General features: G+C 36.3%; 24 protein-coding genes and 1 pseudogene. All 25 read right to left on the bottom strand.

Features of this window, described 5'->3' with window-relative positions; translation table 11 throughout:
• Nucleotides 1-2: 2 nt before the first annotated feature.
• Entirely contained in the window at nucleotides 3-851 is an 849-nt protein-coding gene (gene dprA, locus QM870_RS01385; RefSeq protein WP_414368273.1) for a DNA-processing protein DprA, read from the bottom strand.
• Between the two features lie 61 nt (nucleotides 852-912).
• Entirely contained in the window at nucleotides 913-1,842 is a 930-nt protein-coding gene (locus tag QM870_RS01380; RefSeq protein ID WP_049492884.1) for an ROK family protein, read from the bottom strand.
• Between the two features lie 3 nt (nucleotides 1,843-1,845).
• The gene (locus tag QM870_RS01375) at nucleotides 1,846-2,613 is read right to left on the bottom strand and encodes a ribonuclease HII (RefSeq protein ID WP_414368270.1); all 768 of its coding nucleotides are present in this window, start codon (nucleotides 2,611-2,613) and stop codon (nucleotides 1,846-1,848) included.
• The gene (ylqF, locus tag QM870_RS01370) at nucleotides 2,600-3,451 is read right to left on the bottom strand and encodes a ribosome biogenesis GTPase YlqF (protein WP_414368267.1); all 852 of its coding nucleotides are present in this window, start codon (nucleotides 3,449-3,451) and stop codon (nucleotides 2,600-2,602) included. Before ylqF ends, QM870_RS01375 begins: the two co-directional genes overlap by 14 nt.
• A 114-nt stretch (nucleotides 3,452-3,565) precedes the next feature.
• Nucleotides 3,566-3,904: an ATP cone domain-containing protein gene (locus QM870_RS01365; protein WP_003001449.1), complete on the bottom strand. Its 339-nt coding sequence runs from the start codon at nucleotides 3,902-3,904 to the stop codon at nucleotides 3,566-3,568.
• 177 nt (nucleotides 3,905-4,081) lie between these two features.
• Nucleotides 4,082-5,017, bottom strand: a complete 936-nt coding sequence (gene dapA, locus QM870_RS01360) for a 4-hydroxy-tetrahydrodipicolinate synthase (RefSeq protein ID WP_155167734.1) — start codon at nucleotides 5,015-5,017, stop codon at nucleotides 4,082-4,084.
• A 139-nt stretch (nucleotides 5,018-5,156) separates the two neighbouring features.
• Nucleotides 5,157-6,233, bottom strand: a complete 1,077-nt coding sequence (locus QM870_RS01355; protein ID WP_414368264.1) for an aspartate-semialdehyde dehydrogenase — start codon at nucleotides 6,231-6,233, stop codon at nucleotides 5,157-5,159.
• 145 nt (nucleotides 6,234-6,378) lie between these two features.
• Nucleotides 6,379-6,930: a LemA family protein gene (locus tag QM870_RS01350; RefSeq protein ID WP_024055977.1), complete on the bottom strand. Its 552-nt coding sequence runs from the start codon at nucleotides 6,928-6,930 to the stop codon at nucleotides 6,379-6,381.
• Nucleotides 6,927-7,928 (bottom strand): annotated as a pseudogene (locus QM870_RS01345) (DUF3137 domain-containing protein). Before QM870_RS01345 ends, QM870_RS01350 begins: the two are co-directional and overlap by 4 nt.
• A gap of 329 nt (nucleotides 7,929-8,257) precedes the next feature.
• Nucleotides 8,258-8,773, bottom strand: coding sequence for a GNAT family N-acetyltransferase (locus tag QM870_RS01340; RefSeq protein ID WP_414368262.1), 516 nt, complete (start codon nucleotides 8,771-8,773; stop codon nucleotides 8,258-8,260).
• A 144-nt stretch (nucleotides 8,774-8,917) separates the two neighbouring features.
• Entirely contained in the window at nucleotides 8,918-10,696 is a 1,779-nt protein-coding gene (locus QM870_RS01335; RefSeq protein ID WP_414368259.1) for an ABC transporter ATP-binding protein, read from the bottom strand.
• A gap of 13 nt (nucleotides 10,697-10,709) precedes the next feature.
• A complete protein-coding gene (locus QM870_RS01330; protein ID WP_371608629.1) occupies nucleotides 10,710-12,446 on the bottom strand; it encodes an ABC transporter ATP-binding protein in 1,737 nt (578 codons plus the stop codon).
• Nucleotides 12,447-12,623: 177 nt separating this feature from the next.
• Entirely contained in the window at nucleotides 12,624-13,073 is a 450-nt protein-coding gene (locus tag QM870_RS01325; RefSeq protein WP_023918199.1) for a hypothetical protein, read from the bottom strand.
• Nucleotides 13,074-13,181: 108 nt separating this feature from the next.
• Complete coding sequence (locus QM870_RS01320; protein ID WP_003007432.1) at nucleotides 13,182-13,634, bottom strand: hypothetical protein; 453 nt, start codon at nucleotides 13,632-13,634, stop codon at nucleotides 13,182-13,184.
• Between the two features lie 147 nt (nucleotides 13,635-13,781).
• Nucleotides 13,782-14,225: a hypothetical protein gene (locus QM870_RS01315; RefSeq protein WP_023918201.1), complete on the bottom strand. Its 444-nt coding sequence runs from the start codon at nucleotides 14,223-14,225 to the stop codon at nucleotides 13,782-13,784.
• Between the two features lie 293 nt (nucleotides 14,226-14,518).
• Nucleotides 14,519-15,730, bottom strand: a complete 1,212-nt coding sequence (locus QM870_RS01310; RefSeq protein WP_414368256.1) for a tyrosine-type recombinase/integrase — start codon at nucleotides 15,728-15,730, stop codon at nucleotides 14,519-14,521.
• Complete coding sequence (locus QM870_RS01305; protein WP_049492926.1) at nucleotides 15,723-15,971, bottom strand: DUF3173 family protein; 249 nt, start codon at nucleotides 15,969-15,971, stop codon at nucleotides 15,723-15,725. Before QM870_RS01305 ends, QM870_RS01310 begins: the two co-directional genes overlap by 8 nt.
• A 96-nt stretch (nucleotides 15,972-16,067) precedes the next feature.
• The gene (locus QM870_RS01300) at nucleotides 16,068-17,999 is read right to left on the bottom strand and encodes a DnaB-like helicase C-terminal domain-containing protein (protein ID WP_414368254.1); all 1,932 of its coding nucleotides are present in this window, start codon (nucleotides 17,997-17,999) and stop codon (nucleotides 16,068-16,070) included.
• A gap of 267 nt (nucleotides 18,000-18,266) precedes the next feature.
• Nucleotides 18,267-19,190 (bottom strand): hypothetical protein, encoded by a 924-nt coding sequence (locus tag QM870_RS01295; protein ID WP_414368251.1) that lies wholly within the window; start codon nucleotides 19,188-19,190, stop codon nucleotides 18,267-18,269.
• Between the two features lie 344 nt (nucleotides 19,191-19,534).
• Complete coding sequence (locus QM870_RS01290) at nucleotides 19,535-20,161, bottom strand: CHY zinc finger protein (protein WP_414368249.1); 627 nt, start codon at nucleotides 20,159-20,161, stop codon at nucleotides 19,535-19,537.
• Nucleotides 20,162-20,560: 399 nt separating this feature from the next.
• A complete protein-coding gene (locus tag QM870_RS01285) occupies nucleotides 20,561-21,235 on the bottom strand; it encodes a PIN domain-containing protein (protein WP_414368247.1) in 675 nt (224 codons plus the stop codon).
• An 89-nt stretch (nucleotides 21,236-21,324) separates the two neighbouring features.
• Entirely contained in the window at nucleotides 21,325-22,857 is a 1,533-nt protein-coding gene (locus QM870_RS01280) for a hypothetical protein (protein WP_414368245.1), read from the bottom strand.
• A 493-nt stretch (nucleotides 22,858-23,350) separates the two neighbouring features.
• A complete protein-coding gene (locus tag QM870_RS01275) occupies nucleotides 23,351-24,154 on the bottom strand; it encodes a glycoside hydrolase family 2 protein (RefSeq protein ID WP_013903607.1) in 804 nt (267 codons plus the stop codon).
• A gap of 102 nt (nucleotides 24,155-24,256) precedes the next feature.
• A complete protein-coding gene (gene aguA / locus QM870_RS01270) occupies nucleotides 24,257-25,369 on the bottom strand; it encodes an agmatine deiminase (protein ID WP_013903608.1) in 1,113 nt (370 codons plus the stop codon).
• Between the two features lie 39 nt (nucleotides 25,370-25,408).
• On the bottom strand, nucleotides 25,409-26,767 hold the full coding sequence (locus QM870_RS01265) for an APC family permease (protein ID WP_013903609.1): 1,359 nt from the start codon (nucleotides 26,765-26,767) through the stop codon (nucleotides 25,409-25,411).
• Nucleotides 26,768-26,799: the final 32 nt, after the last annotated feature.

Genomic DNA, 26,799 nt, shown 5'->3' with positions numbered 1-26,799 from the left:
AATCACAATTCGTATTTCAATTCATCAAGAATGTCCTGGCCTGAGGTGACAAGCTTTGCACCTTCTTGAATCAGATGATGGCAGCCTGCAGATTTTCCATCTAAAATATTTCCTGGAATAGCAAAAACGTCTCGGCCTTCTTCCATAGCACGCTCACAAGTAATCAAACTGCCTGAACGGAGTCGAGCTTCTGCCACAATCACAGCTTGACAGAGGCCTGCAATGATGCGATTTCGCTCAGGAAAATGAAACTTCAGTGGTGCCTGCCCTGGACCATACTCGCTCAAGATCAGATGGTGTTCCCCCATATGTGTCTGCAGTCTTTGATTGCTTTTAGGATAAAAGACATCCAGTCCCGTTCCTATCACTCCGATGGTCTTGCCACCATTTCGTATACTGGCATAATGAGCGGTCGCATCAATTCCCTTAGCAAGTCCACTAACAATGACCAGTTCATTTCCAAGTTCTTTAATAATCTTCTCTACAGAACGAACCCCTTCTCGCGTGGTCTCGCGAGCTCCAACAACTGCAATCTTCGGTTTGCTTAACAGTTGCAAATCCCCTTGGTAAAAAAGGAGTACAGGAGGATTGTAGATCTGTAGCAATTCCTCAGGGTATTCAGGATCAAAAATGGATAGAGATGGGAACCGTTCAAACTCCTTGTGTAAATGCTCTTCATCCAGCTGCCGGTATTTGTCTACAAAATGAAGGATACTGCGACAGCGAGCGATCCTTGCTATCTCTTCTAAGCTTGGTAAGGCTTGGTCTTTCCTACAGTAGTCCAAAACTCTCAAGACTTGCTCATTTGATAAACCAGCTTCTTTTAATTTAAAGATTTCAAATTTCTCCATGGTCACCTTCTACTTCCTCTCACTTATTTATTCGAAAAAGAATGGAAAAAAAGCTCTATTTCTAGAACTTTTTTTGATATGTAGAAGAATAAAAGTAAGATGCGGCACCAATCAAGTTGCTTTCATTATGGAAGCGAGCCGCTTGGATCGGCAAGGCCTCAAATTGTTTATGCCCTTTTTGAGAGAGTAGGTTATGGTATTGTCGACTGATCTCATCGATCAGTAGCGGTTGGCTACTAATGCCCCCTCCAATTGTCACCTTCTCAAGCAACAGCAAAGATTGAAGATTAAAAATCAGAATAGCAATATCATGACAATACTCCCGAAACAAGGATTTCAGCTCCTCATGGCCTCCTTGATCAAGAGCCTTGAAAACGGCTATACCATCTGCCTTTTCTAGGTTTAAGATGTGACTAGCCTTCTCAACAAATTGAACAGCTGAACCGGTGTTTTCCAAAAGATTGGAAATACCTTGCAAAAAGAGTCCGCGATGAAAGCGGCGATTTTCTGGTGTTCTTTCTGCCTTATCAATAGTCCGAATGTATTCTGTCAGTTGCCATCCTCTCAATAGATCACCGTTAGAAAGAAGAGCAAGGCCGACTCCTGTCCCTAAGACCAAGGTCGCACCGCAAGAACAATCTTTTAGATTGCCAAGCCTTGCTTCCGCTAAACCTGCGGCTTCTCCATCATTGAGAACAGTGACGGGAACTTGAAATGTTTGTTCGAGTCTACTTGCTAGAGGAATGCCTCGTAAATATGGAATGAGACCACCTCGAAAGACAAAGCCAAGGCTCTTTTGGATCTCACCAGGGCATGAAATGGCGATCCCCTCGATTTCTTCCCTTACGGGTGTAATGATTTCTTCTAATCCTTGCCAAAACTCTTCAATCGTAGATGGTGTTGAAATTTTGTCTGTATGAACCAATTGATAGTCCGCATCCATCAGACCATACTTTATAAAGGTTCCTCCGATATCGACGGTAAATAGCATATCCTAATCCTCACACATTGATTTGACGGGTTCAAATGAACGCCGATGGATAGGAGTCACTCCCAGTTGGACGAGGCCAGCCAGATGCTTAGCCGTCCCATAGCCAGCGTTCTTCGCAAAATCATAACCCGGATATTCTTTATCAAACTCTTCCATCATCTGATCCCGAGTCACCTTGGCTACGATGGATGCTGCAGCAATGGATAAGGAGTTAGCATCCCCTTTGATGATACTAGTTTGGGGAATAGGAAGATCCAACCTCATGGCATCAATCAAAAGATGCTGGGGTTGAGGCTCTAGCTGACCAATGGCCTCCATCATGGCTAGCTTCGTAGCTTCATAGATATTAACCTGGTCTATCACTTGATTATCCTTGATGCCGATTCCGATTGCAATGGCGTTTTGGAGCACAGCCTCATAGATTTCCTTGTGTTTGGATTTTGGAATCTTTTTACTATCGTTGAGCCCTGGAATCTTACAAGCTTTCGGCAGAATGACGGCTGCTGCGACGACAGGGCCAGCCAGAGGACCTCTCCCTACTTCATCCACACCTGCAATAAGGTGAATCCCTTGAGTATAAAGTTCTTTTTCATAGGCTAGCATTTTTTCCAAACGCAAATCTTCGTCCACTTGTTTTTGGAGTTCGCGTTTTCGTTTGCTGATAGCCGCTTGAACCCCCGCTCGACCATCAAGGATCAATTCTTCAAATAAGGGATGATCTAGATCGTCAATCGTTGCCAAACGCTCTTTGATTTCTTTAATCGTTGGCATCTATTTCACCTACACGATCAAGGGAATAGCGTCCCAAACGACCATCACGTACATCCTTGACAAACAAACTGTAAAAACGGTCGTAATCCTCTCGAAATCCTAATTTCTGGGTCATTTCCATAATGATTTCAGGAGCTTCTTGTTCCAGATCCATTTGTTTAAAACGTTCCTGCAAAACAGCTGGATAGTGCTTTTTGAAATAGTTAAGACCAAAGATGGTCACTTCATCCATTGGAAGCAACTGGTCTTTGATGGCACCTGTTAAAGCGAGCTTTAAGGCCACTTCTTCATCTTCAAACTTGGGCCAGAGAATCCCAGGAGTATCCATGATTTCAAGGTCTTTGTTGGTTTTCAACCACTGTTGCCCCTTGGTCACCCCTGGTTTATTTCCAACAACAGCAATCTTTTTCCCCGCTAAGCGGTTCATCAGAGTTGATTTCCCGGCATTAGGAATCCCGATAATCATGGTCCGAAGGGTTTCAATCTGAATCCCTCGTTCCTTCTGACGAGCAATTTTATCGGCCATCAAAGACTTAGCAGCATCTGTTACTTTTTTGACTGTTGACTGCTCTTTGGAGTTGATAGCTAAGGTTTTAATGCCTTGAGACTCAAAATAGTCCTGCCATTCTTTTGTTGCCACAGGATCTGCCAAGTCTACCTTGTTCAAAATCATTAATTTAGGCTTATCACCAACAATTTTCGTTAACATAGGATTTTGGCTTGATAGTGGTAAACGAGCATCTACCAGAACCGTCACAAAATCCACAAATTTTAAATTTTCTTGTACTTGTCTTCTAGCTTTGGACATGTGTCCAGGAAACCATTGTATAGTTGCCATGTTCTCCATTCCTTTCCAGTTCAATCTCTTCTATTATACCATGTTTTCTGAAATCACTGTGATTAATAAAAATACTAAAAAAAGAAGCTACCTAGGTAACTTCTTTTTTATATTCTAGCGAATTTGCTCAAAATGCAAATGCACGGCGATATGATCACCATAGCCGCTCCGTTCCAAATCACGTTGCAAGCGATAAGAAATGTAGTGTTCTGCAATGGTAATATAACCTGCTCCCAACAAGCGTTGTTCCACTAATGATTGGATCATACTGATGGTTGCGCGTTCTACTTGGGCTTCATCCAAATCCATGGCAACTTTCTTGGTTACTTGAGCTAGATTTTGTCGCAAATCATCTGTTAAAACATAGACAACTTGCGCAGCTTTCAAAATAGCTTGGTAAATTTTATCTGGGTTGAATTCAACCACTTCTCCACTACGTTTAATGACTTCCATCGGAGTCTCCTTTATTTTAAATTTTCATGAATACTCCATTTCCCTTAGAAAGAAATGAAGACCTACTACTTTATTATATAATTTTTTTGCCAAGAATCAAAGCTCTTTCAAAAATTAGCTTCATTCATTGAGATGTTAACTTATTCATGTTCAAACAAAAAATCCTGCAATTACACATTAATAATCCGGTCTTAAAACTCCCGTAATGATCTCTTTGGTTGCATGGTAATCCCCATCTACTACAACCTTGATGATGCGTTTCGCTTCTTCTGCCGGTGCTGGCACCAATGGCAAACGAGTTGGCCCTGCTTCAAAGCCCATATAGTTCAAGACAGCTTTGACAGGAGCTGGACTCGGATATGAGAAGAGAGCATTGACTTTAGGGATAAATTGACGTTGGATAGCTGCAGCCTTTTTAATATCGTTGTGTTCAATAGCTTGGAACATCTCATGCATTTCATCTCCATTTGTATGAGAAGCCACCGAGATCACTCCGTCAGCCCCAAGGTTCATCGCATGGAAAGCATCTCCATCTTCCCCTGTATAGACGAGAAATTCTTCTGGCTTGTGTTCAATCAAATAGGCCATATTCGCAAGGGTTGTACACTCTTTGACCCCAATGATATTTGGGTGTTCTGCCAAACGAAGCATGGTTTCAGGCGTCATTTCCACAACAACGCGTCCAGGAATATTGTAGATAATAATGGGAAGATTAGATGCATCCGCAATTGCTTTAAAGTGTTGATACATTCCTTCTTGAGATGGTTTGTTGTAGTAAGGGACGATAGCCAATCCTGCTGCAAAGCCACCAAAAGCATCTACTTCTTTCACGAACTCAATCGAGTCGCGAGTTTCATTGGTTCCGACACCAGCGATCAAAGGAACTCGACCATTGACAATCTTTTGAACGGCCGCAAAGAGTTGCAATTCCTCATCGTGGGTCAGAGTTGGACTTTCTGCAGTCGTTCCAGCTAAGAGAATCCCATCTGTATGATGAGCCAAGAGGTGCTCGATCAAAGCAGGAAGAGCGTCAAAATTAATGCTCCCATCTTCATGGAAGGGGGTGATAAATGCAGTGATGATTTTACAATCTTTTAAATCATTATAAGACATAGAAAAACCTTTCTCTATATAAGAAAGAGGCTGGGGCTTGCTTGCCTTTGCCTCATGATCTGTTCATAAAACAAGTTGATTCGTTAGAAAGCTGAGGAAGAAATCAAACTCTTCGAGTTACTGATTTCTGTTTCGCTCCCTACTTCAACTCAAATTTCAATTCAGCAGTTGGACGTACGAGTCCACGTTCGTGAAGAGTTTCTGCGATTTGGACTGAGTTCCAAGCGGCACCTTTAAGGAGGTTATCTGAAACAACCCACATGTGGATCCCTTTTTCAGCATCCAAGTCTTTGCGAATCCGTCCAACAAAGGTATCACGTGAACCGACCGCATTAACCGCTTGTGGGTAGATTTGGTGAGCAACATCGTCTTCAAGAACTGCACCTGGGAATTCTGCAATAGCAGCTTTCACTTCATCAATTGGTGCCACTTCTTTTGTTTCAATGTAGACTGACTCTGAGTGAGCTGACAAGACTGGAATCCGCACACAAGTTGCTGAAACGGCAATGCTATCATCTTCCATGATTTTCTTGGTTTCATTTGTCATCTTCATTTCTTCGTAAGTATAGTCATTTTCTGTGAAGACGTCGATTTGTGGAAGAGCGTTGAAAGCGATTGGGTAATGTTTTTTATCACCACCACATGGCAAGATTTCCGCTTTGACATCGCGTGGGTTGGCCCCATCATTCAAGACTTCCTTCAACTCACGTTGGGTTTCAAGAATAGCTCCCATACCAGCACCTGATACGGCTTGGTAAGTTGACACGATGATACGGTCCAAACCCCATTTTTGACGAACGGGCTCAAGAGCCACCATCATTTGAATGGTTGAACAGTTTGGACAAGAGATGATTCCGTTGTGAGCATCAAGAGCATGTGCATTCACTTCAGGAACAACCAATGGGACATCCGGATTTTGACGGAAATAAGAAGTGTTATCAACCACTACTGCGCCTGCTTTTACCGCATAAGGTGCATATTTGGCAGATGTTGAACCACCAGCTGAGAAAAGGGCAATATCAACCCCTTCAAAAGCATCTTCAGTCGTTTCTTCGATGGTCACGTCTTTCCCTTTGAATTGCAAGACTTTCCCTGCAGAACGTGCTGACGCAAGGTAGCGAATTTTATCGATTGGAAGAGTAGATTCTTCCAACATTTTGATCATTTGAGCACCAACGGCACCTGTAGCACCGACAACAGCAACTGTGTATCCCATAGTAAATCCTCTTTCAAAATTTTCTAAAAATTGAGTATTTGTACTATTATACAATTTTTTGGCATAAATGAAAAGTACCAACAGTAGGAAAAAATCCTGATTCTAAGACCAGGATTCTTGATGGTTATTTATCATAAATAGCTCTTTAGTTCAGGTCATAGTTCAAGTCGCTTAAATCTTTCTTACCTTGTGTTTCTTCAGCAAGAAATGGAACTTGATGGATCCCCTTTACACCTGCTACGATAGACGCTGGAAAGGAAACAATTTCTTGATTGATGTGGCTGACATTACTGTTGACAATTCGCTTCGCTGCAGCAAGATCTTCATTTTCGTCAGCAATTTCCTTTTGTAGGGCCAAGAATTGGTTAGAAGACAAGAGCTCAGGATAGTTTTCACCGACTGCACGAATTTGTGCCAAGACATCATTTTGATTGGTAATAACTTGGTTGGATTCTTGAATAGTCGCTCCTTGGCGTAAAGCAACTAAATCAGTGAAAATCTGTTGCTCATGTTTGGCATAAGCTTTGGCTACTTTTAGCATTTCCGAAATGGTATCATAGCGTTTTACGAGAACGATATCGACCGTTCTCTTTGATTCTTCAATGGTCACTAGATAGCGATTGAGACGATTTCCTACACTAATAAACCAAATAGCCAATAGGGCAACAAATATGATTAAGCCGATAATGAGATTCATGATGCTTCTCCTTCAAAAATTGCTGTTATTTCTTTAATTAATACTAGTTCTCTACATAATTTATGATATTCAGATACCAAGGATAGCTGATCAATATCTTCCGGTTTTTGGGGAGTCGGAAAGATATAGCGATCGGTATACGAAGAAATATAGAGTTTCTTTTCTTTCAAAAATACACACATGGCATTTTGAGAAATTTGTCGATCAAACCATTCTAACATCTTAGGGGTGAGAAATTTACGGGCAGACAGTTCATCTGTACAGTAGATATTGTAATTCTCGTTATTGCGAATATCCTCGGTTTCAATCTGAACTTCATCTCCTCTGGCTCCAGGATAAACCCCATTCACCTCCCTCTTAAATAGAAAGGATTTCTTGGTTGGCACAACTCGAAGATGACCGGAGAAATTGATCGGTAGACATAAAGAGAACACTTGTCCAAGGAAATCTGTAACTTCCACATGTTCCGTCCTCGTATGTCCATTGGACGTCCGGTAACGAGTCTCCGTATGATGGGCATAGAGATTTGACACCGTCAGCTCTTTGTCATCATGAAATGATAGCTCTTTGAAACATAGAAAATCAGTTGACCGAGGACATAAATGCGAAAGAGCTTCAGAAGGGATGGAACCATCCTCTTTGATCGAAGCCTTAGGAAAAACTTCCTTTAATACAGGCGACAAGATATCATCAAGATAGATCTCATCGTTCGAACGAATTCGATCCCCAAACAAGGCTTTTCATTTTTTATATTGTGGCCAATAATACAAACCTACAACTAAAAGTATCAAAGGAATAGCTGCAAAACGCAATAAAATGAGAGACAGTATGGCACAAACAATACCAAAAGATCGAAAAACATTCCATTGTAAATTGTTCTTCATTTGTTCTCGGATTAATCCGATGGCATCCTGAAATGGTTTGGAGTTTTCTAGCTCCTCAATTTTATGCGAATAGTCTATAGATGCTGGATCATTAGAATGATAGAAATCTCCCAATCAACTCCACTCCTTTCAGACATTAGGCACTTTACTATATTATAACACCATCGTAACTTTGTAGCAATTGTATTATAATAATTTTCAATTCTTTGAAGAAACAAAAAAATCCTGATCCGAAGATCAGGATTCGAGGCACCTTTCAGTGAGAGCAATCGGTTCACACAACTACTCAAGGTCCGCTCCTGCGTTACAATTGAATGTAGACCTCCTCAGCGCAAAAGGCTCCTAAGAGCCAATCGACTCATCGCATGAAACTAGTTTATCATGGAGTTCTTCATCTGTCAAGAAACGGGAGCTTGTTTTCTTACAGGACATACAAAAACTTTTCATTGCTCTTTCAAAGTTGACACAGGCCCATCCAATATTTTTTGCATCCAGACGATATCGTGCCATTGCTCAAACTTGTAGCCAACTTTTGGAAAATGAGCAACTTGGACATAACCCCGCTTTTCATGCATAGCAACGCTGGCCTCATTAGGGACTGCAATGCAAGCCAGAAAGCGTAAGTAACCTCGTGCTTCTAACTCTTCTTCTAAGGCAGTATAAAGGGCTGATCCAATCCCTTGTCCACGTGACTCTTTTGCTACATAAATAGACAATTCAGTGGTCCAATCATAGGCAGCGCGTGCATAATAGGTCGAGGCATATGCATAACCCACAACTTTCCCATCAACTTCTGCGACTAAATAAGGAAATTGAGTCAGTGTTTTTGTGATACGTCTTTCAAATTCCTGGACAGTCGGCACATCGACCTCAAAGGTGATGGCTGTCTCTGTCACATAAGGTTGGTAAATTGCTCGGATAGTCGCTGCATCACTAAGTTGAACAGGTCGAATAATCATGGTGTCCTCCTAAATAAATTACACCTAGTATACCGAGAAGGCTTCTTACTGTCAATGAAGGATTGTAATGAACTTATTGTTTCACTTTTTTGCAAAAGAAATTAAATAGAGAAAAGTTGAGAAATCTATCTCAAGCTTTTTAGATTAATTAGCTTGTTTACTTGAAAACTGGCTATTGTAGAGCTCATAGTAGAAGCCCTTGTCTACCAATAAGGATTGGTGGTTTCCTTGCTCAATGATTTGTCCATCTTTGAGGACAAGAATTTTATCTGCTTCTTGAATGGTAGACAAGCGGTGAGCAATGACAAAGCTAGTCCGCCCTTTCATCAAATTCTTCATAGCTTTTTGAATCAAGAGCTCTAAACGCGTATCGACAGAAGACGTCGCTTCATCCAAAATCAAAATCTTAGGATCAGCAAGGAGCGCACGCGCAATAGTTAGGAGTTGCTTTTGCCCTAGAGAAATATTGCTAGACTCCTGGTTCATTTCCATATTATAACCACCAGGAAGCGTTCTGATAAAATGATCGACATTGGCTGCCTTTGCAGCTTCAACAATGTCTTCATCCGTTGCTTCTAGGTTACCAAAGCGAAGATTTTCTTTGATGGTTCCCTCGTACAACCAAGCATCCTGAAGGACCATCCCAAATTGCTTACGGTAATCTTGGCGAGACAGATGGCGAATATCATGACCATCCACCGTAATCGATCCCGCAGTCACGTCGTAAAAGCGCATGAGCAGATTAATCAGGGTTGTTTTCCCTGCTCCGGTAGGACCGACAATAGCCACCATTTCACCTGGTTTCACTTCTAGGTTAAAATCACGAATCAAGGGTTTATCCGCTACATATTGGAAATCAACATGTTTAAAGCTAACTTGCCCTGTCAAATCTCCAGAGAGTGTTTCTGTCACATCTGCCACTTCATCTGGTTCATCCATGACTTGGAAAATCCGATCTAGTGACGATTTGGCACTTTGGAGTTGGCCGGCTAATTGGGTCAAGTTTTGAATGGGTTGATTGATCTGCCAGACATATTGAACGAAGGCTTGCATATTCCCGACTGTCAAACGACCCGCTAACACTTGCAAGCCCCCCATCAAAGCGATCATCAGATAGGTCAAATCTGAAATTCCATTTAAAATCGGCATCATTAAGCCGGAAATGAAGTTGGCCTTGAATCCTACCTTTTGTAGATGATGGGTAATATCATGAAACTCTTCCTGGGAAGATTTTTCTCGGACATAGAGCTTAAGGACATTGAAACCTGTTAAATTTTCTTGAACGAAGCCGTTCATTGCTCCCAAAACATCTGCCTGCTCTTTAAAGTAAGGCTGAGATTTTTTCATGATAAATCGAGCACTGAAATAAGTGATCGGAATGGACAAGATCACCACCATCCCCAATTGGATATTTAAGTATAAGACCATGCTGATGACAAAGAGCAAGGTAAAGATAGCGTTGACGATTTGTAAAAAGGACTGTTGCAAGGCATTAGAGACGGTTTCGACATCGCTAGTAAAACGCCCGAGTAAATCTCCAAATTGATGTCGGTCAAAATAAGAAACCGGAATGTGATTGATTTTATGAGACAAATCATTTCGCATGTCCTGAACGGTTTTTTGAACAGCATTGGTCATGAAATAGTTGGAATAATAAGATCCCAACTCATAGAGGACCCCACGGAATAGATAGAGCGTCATAATGATAGCGATGTAGGAAGTATTCAGACTAGCTCCTGCAAGGCCTTTTGCCATATCCATGAGATTCTTTGTCAATTCCGTAATGGCAAGCCCCAAAACAAAGGGTTCGACAACACTCATGATGACACTTAGGATTTTTAAGAAAATGGACAAGCAAACTTCCAAGCGATAGGCTCTCAAGTAAGTCCATAGTCTACTAAAACTGTTTTGTTCTTGTTTCATCTGCTTCTCCTTTCTATTCCTCTGTCAATGATGGACTATCGAGTTGCGAATTAGCGATTTCACGATAGATCTCATTACTTTCCATCAATTCATCGTGGGTTCCTCGACCGACGATCTCCCCTTGATCCAAGACAATAATTTGATCCGCATCCATAATGGTTCCCACACGTTGCGCCACGATCAAGACGGTAGCATCTCCTGTAACTTCTTTCAGACGCTTCCGCAAAGTAGCATCCGTCTTGTAGTCCAAGGCAGAGAAGGAATCATCAAAAATAAAGACATCTGGATCTTTGACAACAGCACGAGCGATGGACAAACGTTGTTTTTGACCACCTGAAAGGTTACTTCCGCCTTCTGCCAAATGCGTGTCAAAACGTTCCTCACGACTGTCAATAAATTCCTTGGCTTGGGAAATATCTGCTGCTTGTTCTAGCTCTTCTACAGATGCGTCTTCTTTCCCATAACGAAGGTTTTCAGCAATGGTTCCTGTAAAGAGTAAGGCCTTTTGCGGAATAAAACCAATCTTTTGGCGAAGGGCTTTCAGATTGTAGTCACGAACATCCACTCCATCGACCAAAATTTTCCCTAGGGTGACATCATAGAATCGAGGAATTAACTGCACCAGCGAAGATTTCCCAGAACCCGTCGAGCCGATAAAGGCAATTGTTTCACCAGGTTTGGCCTGAAAGGAAATGTTGTGAAGAACTGGACTCTCCGTCTCACCTGGATAAGCAAAGGTGACATTATCAAATTCCAAATAGCCACGAGATGCTGTCTCTGTGACACCATTCTCATTCGGATCAATCGAAATGGGCATGTCCATGATTTCCTTGAGACGACGGCTAGAAACCGCAGTCCGTGGATACATAGTAAAGAGATTGGCTAAAAAGAGGAAAGATAAGAGCGCGTGGAAGCTATACTCAATAAAAGCGACCAAATCCCCAATTTTCAAACTACCGTCATGAAGAGGATCCAAGGCAAACCAGACAATCGCTACAATCATCGCAATGATGATCTGCACAAACAAAGGTTCAGTCAAACCAGTTAGTTTGAACAATTTATTCGAGTTTTCTGCATAGACTTCATTTTCAGCTGCAAATTTGTCCTCTTGGAATTCTTCGCGGGCAAAAGCACGAATCACTCGGAGACCTGTCAAATTTTCACGTGCAAACTGGTTAAGATGGTCAAGGGTCTTTTGTTGCTTCTCAGAAAGTGGACGTGTCTTGACTGCTACATACCAGACAACGACAGCAAGAAATGGTACAGATACTGCTACAATCCATGCTAGAGAAGGACTGGTTGTCAGAATCAAGAGAACGCTGGAAACCATCATCAAGGGAGTGATGACACCCATCTTCAACATAGAATCCGCAAACTGCATCAAAACAAAGGCATCCGAAGTCAAGCGAGTGACCAATGACGATACCCCAATTTGCTCATACTCGCGATGCGAATACTCCTGTAACTTAGCATAGAGGTCATTGCGCATATCGCGAACCATGGTGGTCGTTAGCTGGCCAACCGCGTAAGACAAGATAATCCGACCCACAATCCCGAGCAAAATGATCGCAAACATGACCCAGCCCCAGAAATACAGCCGATCCACATCACGCGGGTTAATTCCTTCATCAATCATGCGAGCTAGAATCGTTGGCAAGCCCAAATTGACAATAACAAACAGGACCGCTGAAAATAGATTCAGGGCTAGCCACTTGGGATACTTTTTCAAGTAAGACCAAATATAAAGCATAGATGATTCTCCTTTTCCATAAATAATAACCTTGATCACACAGAAAAGAGGGAGCGAGACGAAATCATTTTCAAAGAAAATCATTCCTGCCCCAGTCCCATCTGTAGTCTCATTCATTATACCAAACTAGTCATAAAAGTAAAGCAAAAGAGCAGGTTTCCCCACTCTTCATATGCATTATTTCGTGCGTTTGAATTTAGCGTTTTTAAGAATCATAAGATCCCCTTGGTTGCTATTACTTAACTTAGAAAGATCAAATGTCAAATAATCACCATCGACCTTGTATGTAATCTTTTCTCCTTTACCATCATTTGACGAGATTGTTTTCTCTTTTTGATTGATTTTGACATCATAAGATCGCTCATTCTTTTGACCAGCGACTTCACCCGCGATGCTGAGGGTTCCTTTAGAATCTTTGATCTTAATAGAAACTTCAAAATTAATAACGTTTCCAATAGACTCTAATTGACTACCTGATAAGCCTTGCTCCTCAAGAATTTTCTTGAGTTCAGTTTTTGATGGTTTGTAGACATAAGTCCCATTATCACTTTTTGCACCACATGCCACCAAGAGGACTGCTGCAAAAACTGCAACGAAAGCTAAAAGAATACGTTTAATATTTTTCATAATCAATCTCCTAATGTATTTTATAATCAGATTTTACCACTATTTTAATACCGATTCAAGATGTTTTAAAGAAGAAAAAGAGCAGATACTCTCTGCCCTTCTCTTGTATTATTTTGTACGTTTGAATTTAGCGTTTTTGAACATTTCCAAAGCAGCTTCATGACCTGAACTCTTCTCACCAGATAAATCAAAAGTGAACACATCGCCTGAAACTTTGTATTTAACCTTCTCACCTTCACCTGTTTTAGATTGAAGAGTTTTCTTTTGTTGGTCAACTTTCATATCAAATGATTGGTCAGTCTTTTGTCCCATCATTTCACCTTTAATTTTAAGGCTACCTGTTTTATCTTTAATGGTCACTGAAACTTCCAATTTAACATTGTCGATCAATGCATCTACACTTGAACTTGGAGCACCTTGTTCTTCAAGGATTTCCTTCACTTCAGTTTTTGATGGTTTGTAGACATAAGTCCCGTTATCACTTTTGGCACCACATGCCACCAAGAGGACTGCTGCAAAAACAGCTACTACAGCCAAAAGAATACGTTTAAAGTTTTTCATAACTTCTCCTTTTTAGTTAGATTAACACTATTATATCAACAATTCAGGTACACGGCAATGAAAGTTTATAAATGTCATATTCTTGTAATATTTCTTGTATCAACAAAGAAATAGAATAAGGCGGAATTTAAATCCCGCCATGATTGCTTATTTAACTTTTTTGAACTTAGCAATTTTCATGTAGTTATTAAACATGTCTGTGTCACCCATCAAAGAATTCTTCACATCCTTAATCGTTAACACATTTCCTGAAACTTGATAAGTAATTTCCGCTTTCCCATACTCATTTTCTGAGACAAGAGTTTTAGCTTTTTGGTCTACTTCCAAATCAATCACTTGATTTACATTTTGACCACCTGCATTGGTGTCTACTTTCATCTCACCTTTCTTATCATTGATTGTAATCGAAATAGTGAATGAGTAATTATCACCTATCAAAGATTGAAATTCACTTGGCATAATATCTTTGATCTCATCCTTAGTAGGCTCAAACACGTAAGTCCCATTATCGCTTTTAGCGCCACAAGCTACCAAAAGGACGGCTGCAAAGACAGCTACAACAGCTAACAAAAGACGTTTAAAATTTTTCATCATCTTCTCCTTTATGATATGATTTATAGCCATTATAGCAACAAATTAGCAACATCTCAAGGGAATATAGCAAATGTAACATCATTAAAACTGCACTATTTAGTAGGTTTAGAGAAAATAAAGAGAGCTACACATGTTAGCTTTATAAAAGTCCTCTATTCACATTCTATCATCATTTTTTTCAACGACAAAAAAACCGAGGCCTAAACCTCGGTTTTCATTTTGATTGGAAACTCTATTATTTAAGAGTAACTGAAGCGTCGTTGCTTTAGTTGTTCTCACACAGCTATTTTTTACTTGGTTTCTTTACTTGGCGGGATTGTGGCGGGATTTGCAGTTAATCCCAGCTCTCCTAAAACCTCTGTTATCTCAGCACCACCAGAGACAACTTGTCTATCATAGAAATGAGAATAGGTGTTTAGTGTTGTAGCTTTGTCCGTTCTTCCTGAACGAGCCGAGACATACAAAACATCTTTTTTTAGAATGTTTATCATAAATGAATCATGACTATGACGTAGACCTTTCCCAGTAATAACCGGAACCTTAGCCACTAGTGCATGCCTTTTTAACATTCGACTTAAGGTAGATTTGTTCATGGGAGAGTTAAACCGTGCTAATACAAAATTATCTTCTCTATTATACACTTGTACAGTTCTCCAATTTTGCAACACTTTAACAGTTTCGTCATCTATTTCTAAGAAACGCATGCCTGCCCTAGTTTTTGTCTGCTCTTTTCGAACGTATTTCCCATTCCCTTGATATTCAAGGGTAGACTGAATATGAATAACCTTATTTTTAAGATCTATGTCTGACCACTTTAAACTAAGACCCTCAGAGACTCGCATCCCCGTCATAAAATAAAGCCAGATAGCCGTATAAAACTGCCTCTCTTCATAAACTGTCTGATCAAAAGTTTTTAATACCTTATCAAGTTCCTCCACAGTCCAAAATTCAGTTTTCGATTTTTCTCCTTTAGGATTGTCTAACTTTCGACAAGGATTATTCTCGATGTATTCCAAGCGTTCTGCATAATTTAAACACTTCTTCAGTTTACACCAAAGTCCTTTTGCGTAGTTTGGAGAGTAGTCTTCCATTAAAGATAATCTAAAATCTTCACATTCCCGAACATTGATTTCAGACAATTTCTTGTCAGCAAAAACTTCAATGAAAGTCTTATACTGAGGGAAAGCTGTTTGATAGGTTACGGACTGAACTGTTTTCTTATAATAGGGCAAATAAACATCTTCCATAAATTTGGAAAATGGAATATCTAATTGTGGTCTTTTTGAACTTGCACTAGCTATTTTAGCATTGTATTCAGTTCTTATCCTACAGACTTCGTCAAAGGCTTGCTTTTCTGTTTTAAAATCAATCCCGAAGTGATCTTTATAAGATTTAACCCTAAATCTCTTTCGGTCACCCGTAGATGGATCTACACTGAATTCAACCTCATAGTAAATTTTTCCTTTCTTATTTCGACTTACGCATTTATATTTTTTACTCATTTTGTTCCTTTCTTTCAGAAAGCAACTTAAAACCGAGTAATTCTTCTACAATATAAGTAGGAGCTAAATTAAGACGAGAATTGTCAAAAGGTGATTTACTTAATTCTACCATATTATTTGATAAAGCTCTAGATTCTTCAAATTGTCGGACAGCAATTAACTTGGCTTGTCTTATAATATCCCGTGCCGTATGTTCAGGAAAACCTAATTTCATTAATTCTGTATGATTTATTGTTTGCATTATCTCTTCCTTCTAATTCTTAATTACAGAGATTTCCATCTTTTGATAAGGCTTAGAGTAATTCAACAAATTAGATCATTAACCAAAAGCCTTATACTACTTTTCTTTAAAATAATTGTACATCGCATAATAGTCAAATTCCATCTTAATGCCAGTTCTTCCATTACGATTTTTTAAAACCACTAGCTCAATTTCTCTAGGATTTCTCGACTTAGCTTCATTAACATCAAAATTTGCTGGTCCAGTCCCCTTAAGTTGTAATCCAATCAAAACATCGCTAGAATACTCGATTGCTCCGCTCTCCTTGAAAGACTGCATACTGACAACAGATTTGTAGTTTTCTCTATTAAAAGAAGAAATAGCAATTACTGGTGTTTTAAAGTCTCGGCTAATCCTTTTCAATTCTATTACCGATCTATCTGTGTTTTGTTTTTCAGTAAATCGTTCATTCACCGGGTATAGAATCTGTAAGTAATCAATAATAACGACAGGTACTTTTCCAGTATATTTGAGATGATTTTCAACAGTTTTCCGAATTAGCTCCACACCAATAGGTCCAGTACCTTCGACAATGTAAATATTTTTGCAGTATTGAGAGTAATTTTCTCCAGCTTTTTTAATCAAATCAATCTCTGGGGTGCTGTAACCTGCATATCTACTTCCCTCAGTAATTCCTCGTGCTGTTTTTGCATTTCTGATATCACTATTAGAGGCAATAGATTCGATAACAGTGTGACGACTAAGACTTTTACTAATTATTTCCCATCTCGACATTTCAATACTAAAAATCAAAACATCTGTTCCCTGTGCTGCAATTTGATCAGCAATCTGAGTTACAAATGTTGTCTTACCAAGAGAGGAAATTGCACCAACACAATATAAACCTTCGTAAAGACCACCTTCTAATAAATCATCTAAACCTTCAAAATTTGTTTTAATACATGAATTATTAGAACCATTCGTAATACCATTAAAAAACTTCGGAAGATGATTAGCTGTTGAATTTTCAAGATACCGCTCTTTTTCACTTTTTGTTTGATTGATTGCATTTTCTACCATTTTGTTAAATACTCCTTTATTTTTCACTAACATATCGTTAGGATCTTTTACATCATCAATAGTTAATTTGAAAGAAATAAATTTAATTTTCTTACTTCTAAATTGCTCTGCTAATTTTAGTTCAGCCTCTCTCCCCTTTTCGTCATGGTCCAATGAGAGAATGAATGTACGATCAATTTTTAGATCAGAAACAAGATTAATTAATTTATTTATATTTCCAATGCTACCAAGTCCTACTGCCTTTCCACCAACTTCAACGATGCTCATGGCATCTATTTCTCCTTCTACAATAAAAATTGGATCCGTCGATTTTTTGAAGAGTTCGCTTTTATTAAAAAGATCGCTTCCCCCAACTTTCTGTTTAATATAACTCAATTGAGGTCCGGGTACAATTTCTCTTGTATCACGAGCAAAATAACAACTCTCGCTTAAAGGAATAATTAACCTGGGAGTTTCAGGGACATTTGGATTAGTCACTTTGGGATGCTTCCATTTTTTTACGTAGCCAACTTTAAACCGTTGGACTGTTGAAAAACTCAACCCTCGTTTAAGAAAATAGTCAGTTTCACAAAGATGCTTTGTTGCCTCATTATAAAAGCTTGAATAATTATCTTTTTTCTCTTTTTCCTTTAAAGGAAAAACAGCATTGTAATTCAAAAATTCAGTTCTCTGGTTCTTAAATCCATCACATTCAGTTGATAGATTAAACAACTCTCTGACACGCTTCAATCGATCCTTAAATTTATCAATTCCTTCTACATAGCCGATAAGATCAAAGATATCTCCACCTCTATCGCAAGAGAAACATTTCCACTGGATTTCATCGTAAATGTGAAAAGCACCAGTTCTGTTTCTTCCTTCACCACTGTGGCAGAGGGGGCAAATATATGCTCCCTTACCACCTTTACGACTTGGTTCAGAGGTTTGGTCAATGTATGTTTTCAAATAAGATTTTTCTTCTTCAAACATTTTTTTCTCCTTTTCTAGTTTCCAGTAAAAAAATAAAATCCGGATTTTTTTCTTTACAGGCAAAATTATAGCATTGCCTTCAATACGAAAATTGAAGGCATATGATGCTTATTAATATTATTAGTATTGAAAATCAGAGGCGCTAAAATATCAGTTATACCAAGGGTGAAAATTTTTTTTACAAATTCAACATACCCCAAATTCTAATTCAACATACCTCATACATAAATCCTGATTTAATCAAAGCAAATCGATAAATCAGTGAATTTAAATCCCTGAAACTTTAAAATGAATTCTAAATTTTTGAAATTCAAAAAATGATTTCATTTCTAACTGTTTATCTGATAAACGTACACCATTTGGATTACTGTATTCCCAACTAACAAGGATTTTATAATCGACTAGTTTATTAAGTGAATTATCTAAGCTCTCCTCAATTCTCGAATGCCATCCAGCTTTTTTCAATCTAACTTCTTCTATTGCAGGAATTTTAGGACATACATTCAATAGAGCTTCAACTGATATGACTTCATGAATTTTTTTCTTTCTATTATTATTGATACTTTGATGGTAGACTAGTTTCTTTGCTAAAGAATAAACATTTTTACTACGTTCATCAATTTTAAAAAGTCTGAGAGGGAAATTTGTCACATAAGAAGTAATTAAATATCTAACGAATTTTTCAGTCAATTGAACTGTATAAACTCCTTTTTTGCATTTGAATTCCTCAATCAGTTTCATATCTTTGAATTCTTTGATTTCCGATTTTCTCTTTTCTGCGGTACTAATAGAAAGATCGTTTAGCAAACTTAATGCCTCTTCAATGATACGACGTACATTTTTCTTCGTTGAAGTACTTTTTAGATTATTTTTCCCCATCAGTTCTGCATACTGTTTAATTGAAAATTCAACCAAGCAATTAACAGCCTCTTCTTCACTTAGTCTATATTGGTTCTTCTTCCCTACAAGCAAAATTAATAAATCTAACATCTTCAAAACTCGGAGTTTGAAATAATCTTTGTTAGCATCAAAATTTTCAATATGAATCGTACCAGGCCCTAAATGAATCGATGTTCGATTAGTGATTCGATCCCTTACTTTGTCATCTGTTTTCAAATTAACAGAAGGTAGCAAATTCAAAGTCGGTGTATTTAAAATCTTCTCGATTTTCTTGTTTTTATCAACAGGCATTATATAACCTCTTTTTATTTATTTGAAAAGAAAATTGAGAGCAAAAAAAAGAGTTGTAGCGATCAGCTACAACTCTCTTGCACTCAATTTTCTTTTCATACTTATAGTCTGCCATTTTTTGATAAAAGTAAAAAAAAGAAAAATCAAAAAAAGTCGCTTTTTCTACCAAAAATTGCTCAATTTTCTACTAAAATTTAAAAAGGACACTTTACAAAGTGCCCTTTAAAATAGCGGAAATAGCGATATTTTAAGGATTTTAAAACACATTATAATATCTTCCACATAGGATTTAAATTTTTTTGAAAAAATTTTTTAATTAATTTTATCTAATGACCTTAGATAGGTTATAACCCTAAACGGTCAGAATCCCAATTTCCATAATCATCGTATCCAAAACCATCAGGATCCATTGCATCAATTCCAGCCTGCTCAAGCGAATTACTGCAGAAATTACAATAATAGAAACCAGTTTCTGGATCGCTAAATTCCCAATCAATATCATCTTCATCAAAGTCGTTTCCACATTCAGTACAAACATATTGTCCTACAAATTGATGCATCTCTATAAATTGCTGCTTTTGTTCATCCGTTCCTCCTCGAACGAAGATTTTACCATTTTTACTATGGCAAAAATGACAGTCTGGAGTTTTTCTGTTTTGGGGATAATTAATATTATTTTTTATTTGTGATTCCTGCAACATAAATTGTTCATCATTTATAGCACTTATATAACTCGACTCATTTATATTAGATTCAAAGCTTTCATTATAATCATACTCATCCTCATATATTTCTTTCCTATTCCTATCTTCATTTAGTACTTCAACAACACTTTTTAGGATAGTAATAGCTGCATATTCTATAATCACTTCACGATTATCTTTAACCCACTTAAAACTTTTTTGACTCACATCAACTGTTTTATCTACTATCGCTTGTGATAAATCCTTCATCCCATTTATAAATTTCATCTTTCTCCAAACCCTTCTAAATATAAAATTTTAACGAAATAGGATATTCCTTAAGACTTTTCATTTTATATTTTTTAACTTTTCACTTATCACTGTTCAACATCTTTATCATTTAAAGAATTAATAATGACATACGCGTTTATTTTCCCAATTCTATACTTTTTATTTAGTATTTTTACAGATTCATAAAAACTCAAACCGTGCAAAAATGAATTATTTTTGTCACTTTTGTTATTATCAATTATGTATTGCGTAAATTTTTTCCTGAGAATAAAGTTCTTACAAAATAAAATCAAAACCAATAATGACAATGTTATGATTATATAAAACTGATAGTTCATGGTATCTCCTCTAATATCGTATAATTTTCATTCGAAAGAATTTACAGACTTTCTTAATTTATCGTATAGCTCGAATTAACTTTGGCATATACTTTGTTATAGTTGTACCAACTAATACTCCAGAAAGAGCATCTAATATTCTTGTCTTTAAGTTTATCTCGCGTTTATCATGATAATAAAGTCCGATAATCTTAATTTCCTTCAACTTATTATTCACGATATTAAAATTATCTTCTAATTTTGTCTTTCCTTTATGCAACAATCCATCTTGAGAAATGTAGCAAACAGATATTTTCGCTCCTAAACAGGAATTCAAATTATTTAAATTATATACATCAACACTTAGTTTTTTATCATTAGTTATAAGAAGCTGGCGATGTTTTATTTTTTCTTTAGTAATACGTGATAATAGTTCTGAATCAGCAAATGCACGTTCTGCCTCGGTATCATTCAAATTTTCATCTTCAAAAATAAATATTTCTTTATACTGTTTAAGTACCTCGATAACTTTTTGTGACTTATACTGTTTCGTTTCTACTTTTGAAATTAAGTGTCTATAAATTTCTAAACATACTTCTCTAGTCACAATTATTCTTTTGTTATAGTCAACAAAAATTTGGTAATAGCTTTCTAAAAATTTCCTTAGTTCCATTACATTCATAAGTGACGATGTATCAATGTATATCATGTCATTAGAACGAATTATTGAATTTACATATTCTAAATTTGTCATTAGAGGGAACCTCCTTCAGTTAATAAAATCATTATATTTTATTAATCTAAAGAGATCAACATCATTTGGGACTTCTTGGTCCCAAATGATTATTTTTCATAAATTGTTTCAAAATCTAAAATTTGACTTTTAAGATTCAATACATCTTCGATGTTGTTTAACCCAAGTTCAAAAGCAGTAATTAAATCTTCTCTTGTTAAAATTACCTTTTTATTTTTAAATTCAAATACCGCTTCTTTCTTTTTAGAAACTCTTTCAATATATTTTTCTTCTCCTAGATAGGAACCAATCTCTTTATCATCACTCAATCCTAAATCTTCCTCAAAGGGATTATATTCTTTAAATACAGGCTTCGTAATTTCTTCTTCAATACACTCAAACTCATCTTGGACATTAAAAAAGTAATAAATTTCATATGGGTCATCCCCTGGCAACACATTGAAATCTCGAATCAATTCCTTCTTGTTTTTTATGTTAATGAGCAAATTCTCAAGTTTTTCTTTCATTATTTCAAAGTATGAAATATAACTATATCTAACATCAAAAAAATTATTTGGTAATTTTTCACAGTATTCCTTTATTTCATTAATAGAATAAAATGTTTGAACTTCTGCTTGGTGTTCTTTTCTTTTTTTAGAATAAAAACTTTTAAATTCATCTTTCGTCAAATATTCCCTCATAAACATAGTAGTCTTAAAAACAGAAAAACTAAATTTTCCATTTTTAATTTCAGCATAGAAATACTCATTCCTATCTGGGATATAGTAATTAAATTGTTCTCCATAGACAACTATTGAAGCATCTTTGATTTTTGCACTTTTTCTAAATCCCCAATTTCTTGTGTCATACAATACCTCATAACACTTTTTTAATTCTTGTAAGTTCACATTATCTATTATTGGTGAAAACTCTTTAAACATTTCAGTTTCCTTATCTAAAACTTTTATAGAAAAACCATTTTTACTCTTTATGTATACTTCGTTTCTATCACTATTTTTACTTATATATTGACTTTCCCCATGGTAATCAACCTCTATTGTTGTTCCAACACTATAATTATATGGTTTATAAAATTCACCTAATGATGAGTTAAATTTCTCACGTTCAGAATATTTTTCTGACGATATATATTTTATCTTATTTTTAACGTTCTCATTTGATTTTACACTTTTAATCTTATTAGATAGTCGTAACTTTGAAAAATTATTGTCATCTAATATTTTGTTTACTAATTCCACTCCTTTGTATGCATAGTCGAAATGAGTTGATTTATCCTCACTCGCTTCTAATGCCGATCTTATAAAATAATCTCTATATCCTTCTGAAGGATCTAGGCTAGGCATATCATCATAATAAAATAACGCTTTATTTGTTTCTTCAACTGAGCAAAATAATGCTGCACAAATAGCGATTATACAATCCCGAGGTTGATTTGGTTTTCGTTTATTGAGAATTTTTCTAAACATTTCATAGTCTATACCTACCCTCTTAGCCAACTCTCTTGTAGTTAATCGTTCTCCAAAATCTTTTTCTTTTGAAAGTTCTTTAATGTAATTCTTAAAAGACTTATCATGCTTTTGTCTCTTAATAATTGTTGGCTTTTCAATTTGCTTTTTCCACATCGCAATTCCCTTTCAGTTAGATATATAAATTATAACTTACTTTCACGTATAAAGTAATCATTTTTGGGATATTTAGGTCCCGAAAATAGAACTGACATATAATAACTAATCTACATCAAATATAAAATAACTCAATTTTAGATTTAACAGAAGTATATTAAAATAAAAATGACATTCAAGAAAGTCATCTTGAATGTCTATATAAGTTAGTATTAGCGTATTTATTAATGTTTTAAGAAATCTGATTCTTTACAAACTTCCTTAAGGCTTATTTTGTCAAAGTTTTATTTTAGGTTGTTTCGAGATCACTTGCTTCCAACATCACACAGTTTTTTCTTTTTTGACTTCAAAGTAATTGTATGAATTTAATTAAGATAGAGAGTTTTCATTTTGTTTCTAACACTATCAAGAAACTTTATACTACTATAATTTTTGGATTATTTAACTATTACTAAATTCTAACCCCTTGTTTGTACAAACACAAAATAAATTATTAAACTTTTGTTATTGCTGTTTCTACAATTGTTCCATCATCAATTATCAACAATTCTACAAAAGAAATCGCTAAATAATTTATATCTAAATCATATCTTTTTTCAAGTTTATTAGTATAATCTATATTCTCCTTAAAAATAATATTTTTTTCTTTATCATATATATAAACACTAATTATAGCGCTATTAGAATATCCATTTAATAAGCAATCAATGGTTAATGTCGATTTATTAGAATTTTGACTATTTCCTAATACAGTATTAAAATCATATACATGTAGTTTAGGAGTACTATAAATAATGCTCTCCGAAATATTGTCTAAGATTGAATCTACCGTTGAATCTAGCATCACATTATTGTTTTGTTTTTCTTCTTCAATAGAGCATACCTTTATTTTAAGTTCATTTTCCTCCAAACATAGTAAATTTGTAATTTCAAACTCTATAGACTGTTCAAGTCCCTTTGAAAATCCAACAAAGACCCCATTCATCCAAATATACACGGGAAGATTTAAGCTTTTCATTTTCAAGAAAATATTTTTAGTAATTAATTTATCTTCACCTTTAAAATGATTAAATAAAGTTAACAATGTAGATTCGACATCACCATTTTTTTCATTGAAATCTGATTTCGTGTAAGTCCAATTTCTGCTTAAGTGCATCTTATCTATTTGATAATAGTCTAGTTGATTTATATCTACATATTTATCAAAATAATAATGCTCAGAGTGTTCAGGCAATTGATTGACTCCTGTTATAGCAGAATTTTTCAACCAGCTATATTCTACTTTAATATTTTTCATCTCTAATACCTCTTAGTAAAGCAATTTATCTTCATATTCCTCCGTCTATTTAATGCGATATATTAGAAAAAACAGAGTCTGCTTTACCAGACTCTGCATATGTTATTTCGTTGCTGGTTGTTGCTGTGTAATACAGTGAATATTACCACCACCATATGCAATCTCTGTAGTTTCAACTCCAACAACTTTACGATCAGGGAACATCGCTTGCACTTGTTTAACCGCCAATGCATCGTTCTCATCACCATATTGAGGGAGAATAATTCCTCCATTAACTATTAAGAAATTCAAATATGATGCAATTGCAACTTCTCCTTCCTCTCTTGGAATAGCCCCTTCTGAGAAATCAATCGTATCTGCATCTTTAAGATAGCATGGCTTCTTAGTAACACACATTTTATGTACTTTTAACTTTCTGCCTTTTGCATCTGTTTGTTCACTTAGGAAATCAAACGCAGCTTTTGCTTCCTTATAGAAAGGATGGTTCTCATCTTCAGTGTAAATACATGCAACTTCTCCAGGTTTTACAAAACATGCTACATCATCAATATGACCATTCGTTTCATATGGGTCAATTCCATCTTTCACCCAAATTACTTTTTCACAATTCAAATAATCTTTTAATTTTTGTTCAATTTCTTCTTTTGACAAATGTGGGTTTCGACTTGGATGAAGAAGACACATTTCAGTAACCATCACTGTACCTTCACCATCAACGTGAATTGATCCACCTTCTAAAACAAAATCATCTGTTTTATAAGAATCAGTATTTGTTAATTCACAAACTTTTCTTGCAACAAGCGCATCTTGATCCCAAGGGAAATAGAGTCCATCTACTAAACCACCCCATGCATTGAATTCCCAATCTACTGCACGACGTTCACCTTTATCATTTATAAGAAATGTAGGACCACAGTCGCGAATCCACGAATCATCATTTGTCATCTCGATTACTCTTATATTTTCACAATTAAGAGCAGATACACGAGCTATAGCATTTTCAAATTGAAGAGGTGGTACACAAAGTGAGACTGGCTCAAATTCACTAATAGCTTTAGCAACATCTAAAAATGCTTTTTGAGCCGGTTTAGCTCCTAGGCGCCAATTATCATTTCGCCATGGCCATAACATCCAAATTTGTTCTTGTTCTTCGAATTCTCCTGGCATTCGAAATCCATCTACTTTAGGGGTTGTACCCACAATACGTTTAGACATCTCAAGTCCTCCTTTTGTTGTATTGGTATTTAGTTACTATCATTTTTTGATTTTTTTCACACGAATAATTACTTCACCTAAGATAAGACAAATTAATGAACCGATAGTTACAGGTAATTTATCAGCTAATGTTACTTCGTCAAAAGATAATGGGAATGCTGTAAATAAAAGCGAGATCAAAATCATAATAATTGGAATCACAACCATAATTTTTAAAATAAGATCACTTCCTCCTACTTTAAAAGGTCGAGGGGTTTCTGGATCAATTTTTCTTAACTTATAAAATGCTGGAAAAACTGGTATATAAGAAAGTAGGAACATAACAAGGTTCAATGAGAAGAACGCCCAAAACAGATCCTGATTTGGCAATATTGGTGCAATGACTACTACAAATGTTGCAACAAAACCATTTGCTAAAGCTGATCCAATTGGCATGTTATTCTTTTTACTACGTTTTGCAAAAAACTTCGGCATATCTCCATTTTCAGCAGCATAACATGCCGTGTTATTCACTCCTAATGACCATGAAATCATATTTCCAAAAAGAGTTAGTAAGAACAGAAATGCCATTAAAATTATAAACCATCCATTTTCTGATCCGGTCAAAAGTTTAAAGCTGTCCATCATACCACTACTAGTAGAAATTTTATCAACTGGAATCGCTACCCCAATACCAAATGCAGAAAATATATAAATAGCCGCAATAACTAGACCTGCAACAATTATAGATTGAGGTATTTGTTTTTTAGGATTCTCCATATCATCCGCACACGTACAAATAACTTCAAAACCAAGTAGATTAAAAATAATAACAGAAATAAATGATAGACTGTTTAAATCAAATGATGGTAAAAGTGAATCCAACGTAATTTTATTAGCCATTCCTTTTGTAAAGGCAATGTATAATCCCAAGACTCCTACTAATAGTGCTAATATCATCTTTATAATTGCCGCACCATTGAGGATCCATACGCTATCACTTGCGGGGTAAAAGCTTATCCATATAATCAACCAAATAAATACAAGTTCAATTAATAATGTCCAGAACATCGAAAACTCAACACCCGTAATCGTTGTCAACAACCCAGGAGTCATAACAGCTAGTGATGCTAACCACAATGGAAAATTAATCCAATAATACCAGGAGGTCCTTGAGCCCCATCGGTGTCCAAACGCCTTCGTCACCCAATCATAGATTCCACCATCACCTATATAAGTAGTACCTAATTCAGCTGAAATCAATCCGTATGGTAACAAAAAAGCAATTAATAAAAATAACCACCAAAAGAATTGAGAATTCCCAATCGCTGCAACTGGAGCTGCAGCTTCTGCAACAAATACTACACATATTACAGTTAATACTGTAGTAAACAAACTAAATTTTTTCTTTTCTTCCATTTTTTTCTCCTTCCTTTAAGAGGAGAGTTATA

This window comes from Streptococcus parasanguinis, assembly GCF_047463195.1.
In the GTDB taxonomy this organism is placed as follows: Bacteria; Bacillota; Bacilli; order Lactobacillales; family Streptococcaceae; genus Streptococcus; species Streptococcus parasanguinis_R.
This window is presented reverse-complemented; position numbering and strand designations above follow the sequence as displayed.

Coding starts and splice junctions, on each gene's coding strand:
- dapA (WP_155167734.1), bottom strand. CDS start 5,017: ATGTCTTATAATGATTTAAAAGATTGTAAAATCATCACTGCATTTATC.
- QM870_RS01265 (WP_013903609.1), bottom strand. CDS start 26,767: ATGGAAGAAAAGAAAAAATTTAGTTTGTTTACTACAGTATTAACTGTA.
- QM870_RS01275 (WP_013903607.1), bottom strand. CDS start 24,154: ATGAAAAATATTAAAGTAGAATATAGCTGGTTGAAAAATTCTGCTATA.
- QM870_RS01380 (WP_049492884.1), bottom strand. CDS start 1,842: ATGCTATTTACCGTCGATATCGGAGGAACCTTTATAAAGTATGGTCTG.
- QM870_RS01375 (WP_414368270.1), bottom strand. CDS start 2,613: ATGCCAACGATTAAAGAAATCAAAGAGCGTTTGGCAACGATTGACGAT.
- QM870_RS01290 (WP_414368249.1), bottom strand. CDS start 20,161: ATGAAATTTATAAATGGGATGAAGGATTTATCACAAGCGATAGTAGAT.
- QM870_RS01330 (WP_371608629.1), bottom strand. CDS start 12,446: ATGCTTTATATTTGGTCTTACTTGAAAAAGTATCCCAAGTGGCTAGCC.
- QM870_RS01335 (WP_414368259.1), bottom strand. CDS start 10,696: ATGAAACAAGAACAAAACAGTTTTAGTAGACTATGGACTTACTTGAGA.
- QM870_RS01305 (WP_049492926.1), bottom strand. CDS start 15,971: ATGCAAACAATAAATCATACAGAATTAATGAAATTAGGTTTTCCTGAA.
- QM870_RS01300 (WP_414368254.1), bottom strand. CDS start 17,999: ATGTTTGAAGAAGAAAAATCTTATTTGAAAACATACATTGACCAAACC.
- QM870_RS01355 (WP_414368264.1), bottom strand. CDS start 6,233: ATGGGATACACAGTTGCTGTTGTCGGTGCTACAGGTGCCGTTGGTGCT.
- dprA (WP_414368273.1), bottom strand. CDS start 851: ATGGAGAAATTTGAAATCTTTAAATTAAAAGAAGCTGGTTTATCAAAT.
- QM870_RS01350 (WP_024055977.1), bottom strand. CDS start 6,930: ATGAATCTCATTATCGGCTTAATCATATTTGTTGCCCTATTGGCTATT.
- QM870_RS01315 (WP_023918201.1), bottom strand. CDS start 14,225: ATGAAAAATTTTAAACGTCTTTTGTTAGCTGTTGTAGCTGTCTTTGCA.
- QM870_RS01320 (WP_003007432.1), bottom strand. CDS start 13,634: ATGAAAAACTTTAAACGTATTCTTTTGGCTGTAGTAGCTGTTTTTGCA.
- aguA (WP_013903608.1), bottom strand. CDS start 25,369: ATGTCTAAACGTATTGTGGGTACAACCCCTAAAGTAGATGGATTTCGA.
- ylqF (WP_414368267.1), bottom strand. CDS start 3,451: ATGGCAACTATACAATGGTTTCCTGGACACATGTCCAAAGCTAGAAGA.
- QM870_RS01310 (WP_414368256.1), bottom strand. CDS start 15,730: ATGAGTAAAAAATATAAATGCGTAAGTCGAAATAAGAAAGGAAAAATT.
- QM870_RS01295 (WP_414368251.1), bottom strand. CDS start 19,190: ATGCCTGTTGATAAAAACAAGAAAATCGAGAAGATTTTAAATACACCG.
- QM870_RS01365 (WP_003001449.1), bottom strand. CDS start 3,904: ATGGAAGTCATTAAACGTAGTGGAGAAGTGGTTGAATTCAACCCAGAT.
- QM870_RS01325 (WP_023918199.1), bottom strand. CDS start 13,073: ATGAAAAATATTAAACGTATTCTTTTAGCTTTCGTTGCAGTTTTTGCA.
- QM870_RS01280 (WP_414368245.1), bottom strand. CDS start 22,857: ATGTGGAAAAAGCAAATTGAAAAGCCAACAATTATTAAGAGACAAAAG.
- QM870_RS01340 (WP_414368262.1), bottom strand. CDS start 8,773: ATGATTATTCGACCTGTTCAACTTAGTGATGCAGCGACTATCCGAGCA.
- QM870_RS01285 (WP_414368247.1), bottom strand. CDS start 21,235: ATGACAAATTTAGAATATGTAAATTCAATAATTCGTTCTAATGACATG.